12 protein-coding genes and 1 pseudogene are annotated in these 14,024 nt (G+C 60.9%); 11 read left to right on the top strand and 2 right to left on the bottom strand.

The window, feature by feature from the left end:
- The first annotated feature begins 494 nt into the window (after positions 1 to 494).
- The 4 genes from AC0NIL_RS31890 (at position 495) to AC0NIL_RS31875 (ending at position 4,933) form a co-directional block, all read left to right on the top strand.
- Positions 495 to 746, top strand: coding sequence for a helix-turn-helix transcriptional regulator (locus AC0NIL_RS31890; RefSeq protein ID WP_127415242.1), 252 nt, complete (start codon positions 495 to 497; stop codon positions 744 to 746).
- Positions 743 to 1,978 carry a tyrosine-type recombinase/integrase gene (locus tag AC0NIL_RS31885; protein ID WP_473573660.1) on the top strand — a complete coding sequence of 412 codons (1,236 nt, stop codon included), beginning with the start codon at positions 743 to 745 and terminating at the stop codon, positions 1,976 to 1,978. The genes AC0NIL_RS31890 and AC0NIL_RS31885 overlap by 4 nt, the downstream gene beginning before the upstream one ends.
- A gap of 643 nt (positions 1,979 to 2,621) precedes the next feature.
- Entirely contained in the window at positions 2,622 to 4,094 is a 1,473-nt protein-coding gene (locus AC0NIL_RS31880; protein ID WP_275954783.1) for a protein adenylyltransferase SelO, read from the top strand.
- A gap of 326 nt (positions 4,095 to 4,420) precedes the next feature.
- The gene (locus AC0NIL_RS31875; protein ID WP_063170775.1) at positions 4,421 to 4,933 is read left to right on the top strand and encodes a YciE/YciF ferroxidase family protein; all 513 of its coding nucleotides are present in this window, start codon (positions 4,421 to 4,423) and stop codon (positions 4,931 to 4,933) included.
- 607 nt (positions 4,934 to 5,540) lie between these two features.
- Here the strand turns inward: AC0NIL_RS31875 and AC0NIL_RS31870 are convergent.
- Both AC0NIL_RS31870 and AC0NIL_RS31865 read right to left on the bottom strand, forming a co-directional pair.
- A complete protein-coding gene (locus AC0NIL_RS31870; RefSeq protein WP_013525146.1) occupies positions 5,541 to 5,846 on the bottom strand; it encodes a hypothetical protein in 306 nt (101 codons plus the stop codon).
- Between the two features lie 82 nt (positions 5,847 to 5,928).
- Positions 5,929 to 6,124 (bottom strand): annotated as a pseudogene (locus AC0NIL_RS31865) (enolase C-terminal domain-like protein); the annotation flags it as partial.
- 356 nt (positions 6,125 to 6,480) lie between these two features.
- Here AC0NIL_RS31865 and AC0NIL_RS31860 point away from each other — a divergent pair.
- From AC0NIL_RS31860 to AC0NIL_RS31830, 7 genes are read left to right on the top strand one after another with little or no spacing between them, the layout of a single operon-like run.
- A complete protein-coding gene (locus AC0NIL_RS31860) occupies positions 6,481 to 7,185 on the top strand; it encodes a heme-binding protein (RefSeq protein ID WP_013525145.1) in 705 nt (234 codons plus the stop codon).
- Positions 7,182 to 9,062: a methanol/ethanol family PQQ-dependent dehydrogenase gene (locus AC0NIL_RS31855; protein ID WP_473573658.1), complete on the top strand. Its 1,881-nt coding sequence runs from the start codon at positions 7,182 to 7,184 to the stop codon at positions 9,060 to 9,062. The genes AC0NIL_RS31860 and AC0NIL_RS31855 overlap by 4 nt, the downstream gene beginning before the upstream one ends.
- Positions 9,043 to 9,912, top strand: coding sequence for a substrate-binding domain-containing protein (locus tag AC0NIL_RS31850; protein WP_473573657.1), 870 nt, complete (start codon positions 9,043 to 9,045; stop codon positions 9,910 to 9,912). The genes AC0NIL_RS31855 and AC0NIL_RS31850 overlap by 20 nt, the downstream gene beginning before the upstream one ends.
- The gene (locus tag AC0NIL_RS31845; RefSeq protein WP_013525142.1) at positions 9,909 to 10,442 is read left to right on the top strand and encodes a c-type cytochrome; all 534 of its coding nucleotides are present in this window, start codon (positions 9,909 to 9,911) and stop codon (positions 10,440 to 10,442) included. The genes AC0NIL_RS31850 and AC0NIL_RS31845 overlap by 4 nt, the downstream gene beginning before the upstream one ends.
- A gap of 14 nt (positions 10,443 to 10,456) precedes the next feature.
- Positions 10,457 to 11,449, top strand: a complete 993-nt coding sequence (coxB, locus tag AC0NIL_RS31840) for a cytochrome c oxidase subunit II (protein WP_013525141.1) — start codon at positions 10,457 to 10,459, stop codon at positions 11,447 to 11,449.
- Entirely contained in the window at positions 11,446 to 13,422 is a 1,977-nt protein-coding gene (ctaD, locus tag AC0NIL_RS31835) for a cytochrome c oxidase subunit I (RefSeq protein WP_473573656.1), read from the top strand. The genes coxB and ctaD overlap by 4 nt, the downstream gene beginning before the upstream one ends.
- Positions 13,419 to 14,024, top strand: coding sequence for a cytochrome c oxidase subunit 3 (locus AC0NIL_RS31830; protein WP_013525139.1), 606 nt, complete (start codon positions 13,419 to 13,421; stop codon positions 14,022 to 14,024). The genes ctaD and AC0NIL_RS31830 overlap by 4 nt, the downstream gene beginning before the upstream one ends.

The following is a 14,024-nucleotide window of genomic DNA, read 5'->3' as shown; positions in this document are numbered from 1 at the left end:
CACCGCGTCATCATCGAGCCGACGTCGATGCAATTTTTTCCACAAGAGGTTTGCGGCGAAATTGCTACGATCTCTCCTGCTTCCGTGGTGCTTCCGCGCAAAAAGAGCGAGGATGCTTGCCAAAATCGCGTTCAGCTAACTGTCTGATGTTTATGGTAAAAATGGCGCACCCGACAGGATTCGAACCTGTGACCTGCCTTCGGAGGGCATCAGCTAGCCTCTGCCCCCAAATTGGAAAGTTTGCTAAGCCGCGTGCATCCGATAGCAGAAGAACGTCTCTTCTATAGTGGGTGGTGCGATGTGGCGTTCTCCCGACTCGGACCGCCGCAGCCGCGGTCTGCTATCCTATTTTCACGCCGCTACCGCCGTTTGCCGCATTGGCCGGACAGATCCATTCCAGGCATTGCAAGGAAAGGGTAGCGTGATTGCTTCTTAGGTGAATGCTCCACCGTCGCGGAACTCAGCCCGCGAGGCGATGTGCAGCGAGAAAAGCAATGAAACGCGCACTTGGCGGGCTCCTGCTGTTCGGCATTAATCGAGAACAGGCAGCGGTAGCTATCGGCGTCAGTCCAACGACGTTCGACCAGATGGTCGCGGATGGCCGTATGCCACAACCGCGGATGCCCAGCAAAGAGCGCTATGTCTGGGACGTGGAGGAACTGGCAGAGGCATTCCGGCGGCTACCACACCGCAACAGCAAACTTGACGGCGTGTCCTCCAGCGATAATCCTTGGGATCGCAGATGATGGACGTGGCGAGCACCATGGTGAAATTCAATCTGAAAGGCGTTGTCGAAGACAGGGATCGGCACGGGAATATCCGGCTGTACTTCCGCGCACCGGGTAGAAAAAAGATCCGTCTGCGAGAAAAGCCAGGTTCAGCCGAGTTCCACGAAGAAGTGCGCTGCGCGCGCGATGGCGTTCCTTATGCTTCGGCTCAGAATGTGGTCAGGCCTGTAGTGAGGCCAGTGGCCCCGCCGGGCAGTCTGATGTGGCTTTGCCAGGAGTATTTCCGGCGCGGTGGCGCAGAGGTCGGCGAAGGCACGATGCTTCGACGACGAACGATACTCGAAGGCGTGTGCAAACTGCCTCACCCGCTGAGCGGGCCGGTCAATCCGGACTTTTCGACGAAGGGTTCATTACCATTCGCGGCCATGAAGCGGGCTCACGTCAAGGAGCTTCGTGATACCCGGTCAGACGCTCCGGGGGCAGCCAACAATATTACAAAAGCCATTAGCGCAATGTTCGCCTGGGCCAAGGATGCCGAGCTGGTCGAGGTCAATCCGGCAAACGGAATAAAGCGCCTGACTTCGGGCAATGGCGAAGGTTTCCACACCTGGGAAGTGTCGGAGATCGTCCAGTATGAGAAACGGCATGCGCGCGGCACCATGGCTCGTATGGCGCTGGCGATTTTCATGTTCACAGGTTTGCGACTGTCCGATGCAGCAATCTTTGGCAGACAACACATTACCCAGGTTCGCAACAAGGATACCGGGACCTGGGAGAAGTGGATCAGGATCAAGCCTGGCAAGACCGACAAGAGCAAGGTGCGCAAGGAAGCGATTGTCGTCGAACTGCCTCTGCTCCCAGAACTCGAGGATGAGCTTTCCTTCGCCCCGGCCGGCAACTTGACATTCCTCGTCACCGAGTATGGTCGGCCTTTCTCGGAAAACGGCCTTGGCAACAAGATGCGCCAATGGTGCGACGAAGCGGGGCTCCCGGGCTGCAGCGCCCACGGGGTCCGCAAGGCAGGCGCCACCGTTGCCGCAGAAAACGGTGCCACGCATGAACAGCTGAAGGCGATTTACGGCTGGACGACGTATCAGCAGCCCGATCATTACATCCGCAAGGCACGCCGCCGGGTAGTGGCGCAGTCTGCCCGGACGCTATTGGTATCCGATCGAAACGAGAACGAAAATGTCCCACTTTTGGAGGGGGTGGACGAGAGCGGGACAAAAAAGTACAAAAAACCCAATTAAATCAACGGCGGCGAAAGCCGATGGTGGGCCCGGAGGGCCTTCCACCAAGGAAGGCTTCGGTTAGGGGCCGCCATGCTCTCCTCGAAAGTAGCGGCTATGACGCCAAGGATGGCATTTGAAGGACCCCCTTAGGGTGATTGTGTCCAATGGCGCGCGATCGCTTGGATCAAAAACGCGGGAACGCGACCGTATCTTCTTTGATCTCGCCTGATGACATGCCCGTACGGATCCGCCCAGCGAGCGTATGGGTTGCGGCCACCGTACCGTCGGGCATCATCATAAAACTGACGTCCGCGCCATTCGGGAGGCGCCCCAGCTGCAACGTAGTCTCGACAGTTTTTCCTTCGCCTGCGGCCTAGTACGGCCATGAGGGTGACCGACAAGATCGGCGTCATGGACAAAGGGCGGAATGGATCCACAAGGCCTATCGGTGGTCGAGACAGCAGAAGGGGTCAGCTTGCCTGTCGCCTTTCGTCGCACGGTAGTCCCGAACGCGACGTAGGCGGGTAGTTCAAAGCTTATCCGGTGCCGGCCTGATGGATCCGAATGGTACCAGCGAGATTGTGTCCTATATGACAAGTGAAGACAGTCTCCTCGAGACGGGAGCTGTTATGCGACCGCCGAATAAACCCAGGGCATTCAGATGCGGCTTCTCGCCCTCAACAACAGCTATGCGCAATTGCCCGAGCGCTTCTTCGCGCACACGGATCCGAAGCCGGTGTCCGAACCCCGGCTGATCCGATTCAACCGGCCACTTGCGGAGGAACTCGGGCTCGATGCCGACCAGCTTACCAGCCCGGATGGATTGGATATGCTCTCTGGCCATAGATTTCCGGAAGGCTTGCAGGCAATCGCCCTGGCCTATGCAGGTCACCAGTTCGGAAACTTCGTGCCTCAGCTCGGCGACGGGCGCGCTCTGCTGCTTGGCGAGGTGGTGGACGTTAACGACATTCGCCGTGACATCCAGTTGAAGGGATCGGGACCGACGCGGTTCTCGCGCAATGGCGACGGCCGCGCAGCCGTCGGCCCGGTTCTGCGCGAGTATGTCGTCAGCGAAGCAATGGCCGCGCTGGGCATTCCGACGACTCGAGCCTTGGCGGCTGTGCTCACCGGGGACCCGGTATATCGCGAGGTCCGGCTGCCCGGCGCTGTCCTTACAAGAGTGGCGGCCAGCCATATCCGGATAGGCACCTTCCAATATTTCGCTGCGCGCCACGATACCGGAGGCCTCAAGATCCTCGCCGACTATGCCATTGAACGCCATTTCCCGCAGCTGGTCGGGCAAGCGCGGCCGTACCGCGCTTTGCTTGAGGCCGTTGTCGCTGCACAGGCCGATCTGGTGGCGCGCTGGATGCTGGTCGGCTTCATCCATGGCGTCATGAACACCGACAACATGACGATCTCGGGCGAGACGATCGACTATGGCCCATGCGCCTTCATGGACGCCTATGACCCGAGCGCGGTGTTCAGTTCGATCGACCGTGTCGGCCGCTATGCCTATGCCAACCAGCCTCATGTGGCGACATGGAATCTTGCACGCTTTGCCGAGACTCTGCTGCCGCTCATGAGCACGGACGAGAGTGAAGCCGTCTCTGAAGCCGAAGAGGTGCTTGGGTCTTTCCAGTCCTCATATGAGACTGTGTTGCAGCGCGGCTTCCGCAGAAAACTCGGATTGCTGACCGAGGCGGAAGGCGACTTGCAGCTCGCGGCTGATTTTCTGGATGTATTAGCTCGCGGCGAAGCCGACTTTACGCTCGCCTTCCGGCGTCTGGGCGACGACCTCGCCGCCCCGGACGATCAGGGCGGGGCGCGGCAGTTGTTTGAGGATCCAGGCGCATTCGATGTTTGGTCGGCGCGCTGGCGCGAGCGCATCGCAAGCGATGCTGCCGACACGGCCGCGCGCCGGGCGGTCATGCATGCCGTCAATCCCAAATTCATCCCTCGCAACCATCGCATCGAGGCTATGATCCAGGCGGCGCTGGGCGGGGACTTCACACCTTTCGAGGAGATTTTGAGGGTCATCAGCCGGCCCTTCGATGAGCAGCCGGACATGGAACGCTATGCTGACCCGCCACGCCCGGATGAACGCGTCCTACAGACATTCTGCGGCACATGAGACATTGAATGATGGCCGGTTAACATGTGCAAATGCGGAAGACCCTTCGCAAGCTACCGTCGTGAGTAGTCGGAAGCGTCTGATCTATGACGATTATGGACTCACGGAAGCTTGTCGATCACCCGTGCCGATGCTTCCACCGTTGCAGCTAGGACTACCTGAGCGTCGGGCGGCGGGTGCTGGGAGACAGATCTTGAGCGTCAAGGCTCCGCAATAAATTGGTCGCGTTCAATTTCACTGCAATCAGAGAACACCCTCCGGAACCAGTTGCCCCGCATCGAGTTGCTATTCCGCCTCGCTTTTGAGCGCGAACGGGAGAACACAGGATGGCACCCACTAAGAAGGCATCACCGAAGGGCCTGAACGAACTTTTCCACGACACGTTGAAGGACATCTATTTCGCCGAAAAGAAGATCGTTGCGACGCTGCCGAAAATGGCAAAGGCCGCTCAAAGCCCAGATTTGAAGGCGGCGTTCGAAAAGCACCGCGAGGAAACGAAAGAACACGTTGCCCGGCTCGAACAGGTTTTCGAAGTGATCGGCAAGAAGCCGCAGGGAAAGACGTGTGCGGCTATTGTGGGCATCACCGATGAAGGTGCCGAGATCATGGAGGAATATAAGGGCACACCTGCCCTGGACGCTGGCCTGCTGGCTGCGGCCCAGGCTGTGGAGCACTACGAAATCTCACGCTATGGCACACTGAAGACCTGGGCCTCCGAACTGGGGCTGGATGAAGCTGTTTCGCTCCTCAATTTAACCCTTGGAGAGGAAAAGGCGACCGACGAGGCGCTGACACAACTCGCTGAACCGGCTGTCAACATGGCTGCCGAAAACGTGTAGTAGCCCCACCAGGCGAAGACTGGCCCGTCGCTACGCGAATCTCACGGGAGGTATCAATGGGATATCTAGGTACGCTCGTTTCAAGACTACTCGGCAAGAAGCCCGGCCCCGCTGGCAACGGCGATATGCGCAAGTCGACTGGCGCGGGTCCTGCAATAGCAGCGCATTCGAAAGACGCGAAGACAACGGCGCCGACCGGCCAGAACCGATCGGCGGCAGCAAAAGAAAAATGACCGACGCCGTAGGAGCGTAGTCACTGGACAGCCAACAATGCGCCCATTTCCGGTCAACCCTTTGAAGCAGGCGGTTCGGTCCTGTCCAGACTGACCCCGTCAGGTCGACTCGCAAGGCTTGCAACCAGTAAAATAACAGTGTCATCAGTACAAACATCGACAAACGGTCTAAATGGTTGATGGAACGTATGTTATATTTCCTTCCTCTCTAATTCGACCGATGCGCAATATTATGCCCTACAGAAGACCCACTGAATGAATTACGCAGGTCCAAAGGATCGTAATTAAACCTCTAATAGGCCATTCCAGATTTCGAATGCAGTTCAGCTCGGGAAGGAGGGTGGCAAAACCCAATCCCGGAGGCGCCTGGACCTTTAGACCAATGCTATCGGTAGGTAGCGGATGATGATCTCGTCCTGCCGGAAACGGCGCTCCAACTCCGCTCGGCGCCTTCGCCAATCGGGCAGATCGACTTCTTCCGTCATCACCTCGAAGATGACAATCTCGTCCATGTCGGACTCTTTTCCCTCCCTCCATACCCCTTCCGCGGGCGTCCGAAAATACGCGGTGACACCTTTGAACGTATTGGCGAGTTCGTCCTTCACACGATCGAAGTCTTCCTTGGCGAAGGGCTCACCCGCGTTGTCGGAACGAGGAAGCAGGATCTGGACAAGGTGCATGCGGCCGCCTCCAAGCTTTTCCAACGGCGGCGACCGGCATCATGTTCCATCGGCTGACGCTGCGGGCAAAGGCGCAAATGTGAACCAGGCTGACAGGAAGTTCCTGCATTCCGTGACTCCAGATGGGAATCCTGGCCTTGCGTGAAAGTGCTGCCACCCGCAGCCAGCCCGTGACACCGCCGCAGTTGGAGGCGTCTGGTTGGATGTAGGCGAGCCTCGACCAAGCAAAGGCGTGCCCGAGTCCTCAAGACATGCAGGTTTTCTCCCATTGCCAGAGGCCTACAGGCCTGCAGGTGCCTTGGCGATGCTGGCGCAGCGTTCATAGGTGCCGGCACAATGGTAACACGATCTCGGCCGCGGATATTGCGCCAGCGACACGGACAGACGGCAACCTTGCATCGGCGCACGCGGCTGCGCAATTTTTTGCAAAAGCAGGAACATAGCTGCATCGCCCAAGTTAAATAGCGACGGCATTGGACCACGGACTCATTTTCGCATTTTCCAGGCTGCCAGAATGCTCCGGGGTTCTTTGATGCTCGAACGAATGGGCAGGACAATGTATCGCTGTCGGCGTTTGCTATCAGCCTTTGCTCTGGTGTTGTTGACGAGTGGCCTGTTCCCACAGGGCCCAGCCATGGCACAGGCGCCCTGCCCGGCCGACCACGATAAGCTGCTCGCCGCACTCAAGGCCAATGTGAAAGCAAGCGGCGGACCTGCCAACGGAGGCTTTGAGACCAACGAATGGGCCGCTGTCGTTGCTCGCGACGGCGCGGTGTGCGCGATCGCTTTCAGCGGTCCCACCGCCGATTCGCAATGGCCAGGCAGTCGCCTCGTCGCGGCGGAGAAGGCCAATACAGCCAATGGGCTCAGCCTGGCGCAAATGGCCCTATCGACGGCCAATCTCTACGCGGGGACGCAGCCGGGCGGGCCGCTTTTCGGCTTGCAGGAGACCAACCCGGTCAACCAGGCCGCAGCCTATGCGGGCGATCCCAAAACGTTTGGAAGTGCCAGCGATCCTCTCGTCGGCAAGCCAATCGGAGGCGTCGTCGTGTTTGGCGGCGGGCTTGCCCTCTATGACGGCAAGAGCATCGTCGGAGGCCTCGGGGTCTCAGGAGATTCCTCATGCGCCGATCACAATGTCGCCTGGCGTGTTCGCGCGGCGCTTGGCCTCGACAAGGTTCCCGCCGGGGTCAATCCCAATCGCAAGGACGCCATCGTCTACGATGTCGATCCCGGCGGCAAAAGCGCCTCGGGCTGGGGCCATCCGCTTTGTGCCGGCACCGAGGCTGACATCGCGGCGGAGCTCGGCGCCGGCGTGGGAGGCTCGATCCACAAATGAAAGGCATGCTGCACCCGGCACCAGCGCGCGTTGACGCAGGACACGGCGCCCGCGCATTGGCGACCGAGAATTCCTTTCGCACGGGCATACTCTCGGTGATGCTGCTGGCATGCGGCCTGTTTCTGAGCGGTGCCTCGGAGCCCGCATCGGCGGCGGCTATCGCGCCGCCCGCCGCCGCGGCGCCACCCGATGACGGGCAATGGACAATGCCGGCCAAGAACTACGCGTCGACCCGCTTCAGCGAACTCAGCGAGATCAACGAAGGCAACGTCAAGAACCTGCAGGTCGCCTTCACCTTCTCGACCGGCGTAAACAAGGGCCAGGAAGCAGCGCCGCTGGTCGTCGGCAACAACATGTACATCGTCACGCCCTTTCCCAACATCGTCTACGCGCTCGACCTTTCCAGGCCGGGCGCGCCGATGAAGTGGAAGTACGAGCCCAACCCCGAGCCGGCGGCACAAGGAGTGGCCTGCTGCGATGTCGTCAACCGCGGAGCGGCCTTCGCCAACGGACGCATCTTCTTCAACACGCTGGACGGCCACACGATCGCGCTCGATGCCAATACGGGCAAGCCGATCTGGAACACTCATATCGGCAACATCAACATCGGCGAGACCATCACCATGGCGCCGCTGGTGGTGAAGGGCAAAGTTCTGGTCGGCAATTCCGGCGGCGAAATGGGCGTCCGCGGCTGGGTCAAGGCGCTGGATGCCGGAGACGGGCATGTTGTCTGGACGGCTTATGGCACTGGACCCGACAAGGATGTGCTGATCGGCCCGGACTTCAAGCCCCACTACGACATGGACAGGGGCACAGACCTTGGCGTGACGACATGGCCACCGGAAGCCTGGAAGATCGGCGGCGGCAATATGTGGGGCTGGATCTCCTACGATCCGGAGTTGAACCTGATCTTCCACGGCACGGGCAATCCAGGACCGTGGAATCCGGATTTGCGGCCAGGCGACAACAAATGGACGTCCGGTATTTTCGCGCGTGACGCCGATACCGGAGCGGCGAAGTGGTTCTATCAGTGGAGCCCGCATGACCTCCATGACTATGACGGCATCAACGAGCAGATCCTTCTGGACATGACCTGGCAAGGCAAGCCGCGCAAGGTCCTTGTCCGACCGGAACGCAACGGCTACCTCTATATCCTCGATCGGACCACTGGAGAGGTGCTATCGGCCACAGCCTATGGCCCGGTCAATTCCAGCAAAGGCGTCGATCTGAAGACCGGCCGCCTGATTGCAAACCCTGACAAGAGAACCGGCACCGGCAAGGTGGTCCGAGACATTTGTCCGACGGCATCCGGCCTCAAGGACTGGCAGCCATCGGCGTTTTCGCCGAGGACCGGCCTGCTCTATATCCCCCACAACAATCTCTGCATGGATGAAGAAGGCGTCGAGGTAAACTACATCGCAGGCACGCCCTATGTCGGCATGAACGTACGCATGATCCCCGGGCCGGGCGGCAATCGTGGTGCTTTTACCGCCTGGGATGTTTCCGCCGCCAAGCCGGCCTGGGTCCTGAAGGAGAACTTTCCGGTATGGAGCGGCACCGTCGTCACTGCCGGCGATGTCGTCTTTTACGGGACCATGGAAGGCTGGTTCAAGGCGGTCAGCGCCAGGACTGGCGATCTGCTTTGGCAGTTCAAGACGTCGTCCGGCATCATCGGCCAGCCAATAACCTATCGCGGCCCCGATGGGCACCAGTATGTCGCAATTCTGTCAGGCGTCGGTGGCTGGGCCGGCGCCATCGTTTCGGGCGACTTAGACCCACGCGATGCCACCGCGGCACTGGGCTTCGTCAACGCGATGAAGGATCTGAAGAACGCTACCACGGCGGGAGGCACGCTTTATGTGTTCCGGCTGCCTTGATGGATTGAACTTGACCGTACGTCCGGCGCGAAAGGCGTTCCAACGGGTGGCGATCGGCATGGCCGGGCTCGCCTTGTTGCTCTTTCCGGCTGTTGCCAACGCACGTGAATTGAGAGTGTGCGCCGACCCGAACAACATGCCGTTTTCCAATGCGGCCGGTCAAGGCTTCGAGAACAGGATCGCGGAAATTGTCGCCACTGATCTTGGCGCCAAGCTGACGTATACCTGGTGGGCGCAGCGCCGTGGCTTCATCCGCAACACGCTGAAGGGAGGCCTTTGCGATCTCGTGCCCGGCACGCCTGCCAATCTCGAAATGCTGCGCACCACCACGCCTTACTACCGTTCGTCCTATGTCTTCGTGACCCGCCAGGACGGCCCGGACGTGACGTCCTTCAACGACCCGCGGTTGCAAGAATTGCGCATCGGTGTTCAGCTCATCGGCGACGATGGCGCCAACTCGCCGCCTGTCCAGGCGCTTGGCCGCCGCGGCATTGTCGGGCACCTCATCGGCTACCCCGTCTATGGCGACTACTCTGCTCCCAACCCGCCGGCGCGCATCGTCGAAGCTGTCGCGAACGGCGAGATCGACCTTGCCGTGGTCTGGGGTCCGCTCGCCGGCTATTTCGCGCAGAGGCAAAAGGTGCCGCTCCGGATCACGCCGGTCACGCCTCGCATCGATGGACCGCAACTGCCGCTGATGTACGACATCTCAATGGGTGTTCGACGCGAGGACGATGCGCTGCGTGGCGATGTGAATAGCGCACTTGCCCGACACAAGGCCGAGATCGACGCGGTTCTGGCGCGATACGGCGTACCGCGTCTGGACATGGCCGGGAGACCGGCCCGATGAGGCGCGCTCTGGCGATGTTGCTGCCCTTGACACTGGCCCTGGTCGCCTGCCAGCGCGAGGAGCGCGACACGCGACCGCAATCGGCGCTCGGCTCAGGTGAGCAGCCGACGCCTGTGACCACGTTGGAGCCGGGCGGACAGCGACCCTCCCCCACCGACAACAAGGCGGCGAGCTTCGAGGCCAACGCCTTCCACATGAGCGAGGGCAAACGCCTGTTCGGCTGGTTCAACTGCTCGGGCTGCCATGCCAATGGCGGTGGCGGCATGGGTCCGGCGCTCATGGACGAGAAGTGGATCTATGGCAGCTCGATGGAAAGCATCCACGCCACGATCCGCGACGGCAGGCCCAACGGGATGCCAAGCTTCGGCCAGAAGATACCCGACGACCAGATATGGGAGCTGGCGGCCTTCGTGCGCGCACTGGGCGGCAACGCGCCGTCTTCCGCCGCGCCGCAACGCAATGACGACATGATGGTGCATCCCTCGGAAAACCGCCTGCCGGATGCCGCGACACTGGGCAAATCACCGTGAAGCGCCCGGCCTCGATGGCCTTCGCCTTCTGTGTCCTGTTTCTGCAGGGATGCGCAGGCTGGCAGTCGGCGCTTGACCCGAAGGGCCCCGCAGCCGGCGAGCTGGCCTGGCTCATCTGGTTCTTTACCGCGCTTTGCGCGGTTGTTTGGGCGCTGGTGATGATCGCTCTCGCAGCACCGCTGGTCATGCGATCGCGTTCCGGCGATGAACCCCTCCTACTCGACGAAGCGGCCGAACGCGGCAAGATGCGCGTGGTCGTGTCCGCCGTCGGAGTGACCACCATCATCTTGATCGGACTGACGCTGCTAAGCTTTTTCGCCAACAGGACGCTGGCTGCGATCGGCTCGGAGGCTGCGCTGACAATCAGGGTGACCGGGCACCAGTGGTGGTGGGAGGTGCGCTACGAGGATGCTACGCCGAGCCGCATCCTGACGACGGCAAACGAGATTCATATCCCTGCCGGCGAGCCGGTGCGGCTGCTTTTGACCTCGACCGATGTGATCCATTCCTTCTGGATCCCAAGCTTGGCCGGCAAGCTCGACCTTATCCCGGGCCACATGAACGTGCTGGATATCAAGGCGGACAAGCCAGGCGTCTACCGTGGTCAATGCGCTGAATTCTGCGGTGCGCAGCACGCCAACATGGGCACCTTCATCATCGCCGAGCCGCGCCCGAAATTCGATGCCTGGCTGAACGACCAGTTGCAGCCGGCCGGCGCGCCGGCGAGCGGCGAAGCCAAGGTCGGTGCGGACCTGTTCCTCAAACGCCCCTGCGTGATGTGTCACAGGATCGGGGGGACGCCGGCCGGCGGAACGGTGGCTCCCGATCTCACCCACATAGCCAGCCGGCAGACGCTCGCTGCCGGGACCTTGACGATGAGCCGCGGCAATCTCGCCGCCTGGATAGCCGACCCGCAAGGCATCAAGCCCGGCTCCCACATGCCGGTGGTGGAGCTCAGCGGCGATGAGCTCAATGCCGTGGTCGCCTATCTCGAGGGTCTGAAATGAGCAGCGCGGATCTCACAAGCCAACGCGACCTGCCGCCGGAGCGCAAGGTATCTGCAAAAGGCGACATCGCGCCCGAGCATGACGGACCGCGCGACACCGGCATGGATGATGCCGGCCTGCATCGCTGGCTCGAGCGCACCTGGCGGACGCCATCCGGCATCGTCGGAGCCTTGTCGAGCGTCGATCACAAGGTGATCGCACGACGCTATTTGATCACCGCTTTCGTGTTCCTTGGTCTTGGCGGCCTCAACGCTGTCGTCATGCGCATCCAGCTTTCTGGACCGCAACGCGGGCTGATCGGGCCCGACCTCTACAATCAGCTGTTCACCATGCATGGCGTTACGATGATGTTTCTGTTCGCCGTGCCCATCGTGCAGGCGACCGGGATCTACCTGGTGCCGCTGATGGTCGGCACCCGCAACATCGCGTTTCCGCGCCTGAACGCGTTCAGCTATTGGGTCTACGTCTCGGGCGGCGCTTTCGCCTGGGTGTCCTTCGCCCTCAACATGGCCCCTGATGTGGGCTGGTTCGCCTACGTGCCGCTGTCCGGCCCCGAATTCGCACCGGGCAAGCGGGCTGACGTCTGGGCGCAGATGATCACCTATACCGAAGTGTCGTCACTGGCCGTCGCGGTGGCGACCATCGTCACGGTCTTCAAGCAGCGAGCCCCCGGCATGTCGCTGGACAAGATCCCGCTCTATGTCTGGGCGATGCTGGTCACTTCCTTCGTCGTCGTCTTCGCGATGCCGGCGGTGATGATCACCTCGACTTTCCTGATCCTTGACCGGCTGGTTGGCACGCACATCTTCAACCCGGCCGAAGGTGGGGATGCTCTGCTGTTCCAACACCTCTTCTGGTTCTTCGGCCATCCGGAAGTTTACATCATCTTCCTGCCGGCGACGGGCATGGTGTCCTCGATCATTCCTGTTTTCGCCAGGCGACCGACATTCGGTCATCTCGGGCTGGTCCTGTCGCTGATCGCGGTCGGCTTCCTTTCGTTCGGGCTTTGGGTCCATCACATGTTCGCCACCGGCCTGCCAAAGCTTGGCGCCAGCTTCTTCACCGCATCCAGCATGATGATCGCCATCCCGAACGGCGTACAGATCTTCTGCTGGCTGGCAACATTATGGGACGGCAGACCGGTGATCCGAACTCCGTTGCTGTTCGTCTTCGGCTTTTTCTTCATCTTCGTCATCGGCGGGCTGACGGGCGTGATGCTCGCCTCAGTGCCGTTGGATCTTCAGGTCCACGACACCTATTTCATCGTCGCCCATTTCCATTACGTGCTGATCGGCGGCTCGGTGTTCCCGCTGCTTGGCGCGGCTTATTTCTGGTTCCCGAAGGTCACCGGCCGCATGATGAGCGAACGCCTCGGGCGGTGGCATTTCTGGCTGGCCTTCATCGGGTTCAATGCAGCCTTTTTCCCGATGCATCTGGTCGGCCTGTGGGGCATGCCACGACGTGTCTACACCTATCCGGCCGAGCTTGGCTGGGGCAACATCAACCTTTTCATCTCGGCTGGGGCGTTACTCTTCTTCCTGAGCTTTGTCCTGTTCACCTTCAACCTTGTGCATGGCGCGTTGAAAGGCACCTCGGCCGGCAACAATCCGTGGGACGCAGGAACCTTGGAGTGGGCAACATCCTCGCCGCCGCCGAGCTATAATTTCGCGCGCATTCCCATCGTGACTCATATCGAGCCGCTCTGGGCCGAGCGCGAGGCGCTCCCTGTAGCGACCGGGCTCCGCGTCGACGCGCGCGAACTCCTCATCTCGACCGTGGCCGAAGCTCAACCCGACATTCGCGAGAAATCGGCCGCCCCTTCAATCTGGCCGCTTTTAGCGGCGCTGGCCGTCGGCGGCACGTTTCTCTTTTCAATCTTCACGCCCTGGGCGATCGTCTGGGGCGCCGCGCCAATCGCCATCACGTTGATCGGATGGTTCTGGCCCAAGGGCGATCCGGAGGACGAGGAATGAAGCAGCGCGCCGCCGCCGATCTTTCTGGCCTGCCCACCTTCGGGCACGGTCCGCGCAGCCCGACCTGGTGGGGCACGCTGGGTTTCATGGCGCTGGAAGGCACGGGCTTCGCGCTGGCGGCCGGCGCTTATCTCTACCTTGCGCAGTCATGGCCAGACTGGCCCCTCAGCGCACCGCGCCCGAACCATTGGCCCGGAACGATCGTCACCATTTTGTTCATCGTCAGCCTTGTGCCTAACCACATCCTCCACCGCTATGCCAAGCAATGTTCGATGGTGCCGGTGCGGATCGGGCTGATGGTCATGTCGCTGCTCGGCATCGCTCCGCTCGTCGTGCGCTGGTTCGAATTCCCGGCCCTCAACATCTATTGGGACACCAATGCCTATGGATCGATGCTCTGGGTGCTGCTCGGGCTGCACACCACCCATCTCATCACCGATGTCGGCGACACCATCGTGCTGACTGTGCTGATGTTCACGCGCCACGGCTATAGCGGCCGTCGCTTCGGCGATGTCGGCGACAATGTCTTCTACTGGGACTTCGTGGTCCTGACCTGGATTCCGATCTATCTGCTCATCTACTGGGTGCCGAGGCTAGGCTGA

Source organism: Mesorhizobium sp. WSM1343, assembly GCF_055901535.1.
The sequence above is the reverse complement of the archived record's forward strand: the minus strand, read 5'-3'. Positions and strand labels throughout refer to the sequence as shown.

What these genes read in the sequence shown, in the direction of transcription:
- AC0NIL_RS31890 (WP_127415242.1), top strand. Translation starts at nt 495, where the DNA reads ATGAAACGCGCACTTGGCGGGCTCCTGCTGTTCGGCATTAATCGAGAA.
- AC0NIL_RS31885 (WP_473573660.1), top strand. Translation starts at nt 743, where the DNA reads ATGATGGACGTGGCGAGCACCATGGTGAAATTCAATCTGAAAGGCGTT.
- AC0NIL_RS31880 (WP_275954783.1), top strand. Translation starts at nt 2,622, where the DNA reads ATGCGGCTTCTCGCCCTCAACAACAGCTATGCGCAATTGCCCGAGCGC.
- AC0NIL_RS31875 (WP_063170775.1), top strand. Translation starts at nt 4,421, where the DNA reads ATGGCACCCACTAAGAAGGCATCACCGAAGGGCCTGAACGAACTTTTC.
- AC0NIL_RS31870 (WP_013525146.1), bottom strand. Translation starts at nt 5,846, where the DNA reads ATGCACCTTGTCCAGATCCTGCTTCCTCGTTCCGACAACGCGGGTGAG.
- AC0NIL_RS31860 (WP_013525145.1), top strand. Translation starts at nt 6,481, where the DNA reads ATGGCACAGGCGCCCTGCCCGGCCGACCACGATAAGCTGCTCGCCGCA.
- AC0NIL_RS31855 (WP_473573658.1), top strand. Translation starts at nt 7,182, where the DNA reads ATGAAAGGCATGCTGCACCCGGCACCAGCGCGCGTTGACGCAGGACAC.
- AC0NIL_RS31850 (WP_473573657.1), top strand. Translation starts at nt 9,043, where the DNA reads ATGTGTTCCGGCTGCCTTGATGGATTGAACTTGACCGTACGTCCGGCG.
- AC0NIL_RS31845 (WP_013525142.1), top strand. Translation starts at nt 9,909, where the DNA reads ATGAGGCGCGCTCTGGCGATGTTGCTGCCCTTGACACTGGCCCTGGTC.
- coxB (WP_013525141.1), top strand. Translation starts at nt 10,457, where the DNA reads ATGGCCTTCGCCTTCTGTGTCCTGTTTCTGCAGGGATGCGCAGGCTGG.
- ctaD (WP_473573656.1), top strand. Translation starts at nt 11,446, where the DNA reads ATGAGCAGCGCGGATCTCACAAGCCAACGCGACCTGCCGCCGGAGCGC.
- AC0NIL_RS31830 (WP_013525139.1), top strand. Translation starts at nt 13,419, where the DNA reads ATGAAGCAGCGCGCCGCCGCCGATCTTTCTGGCCTGCCCACCTTCGGG.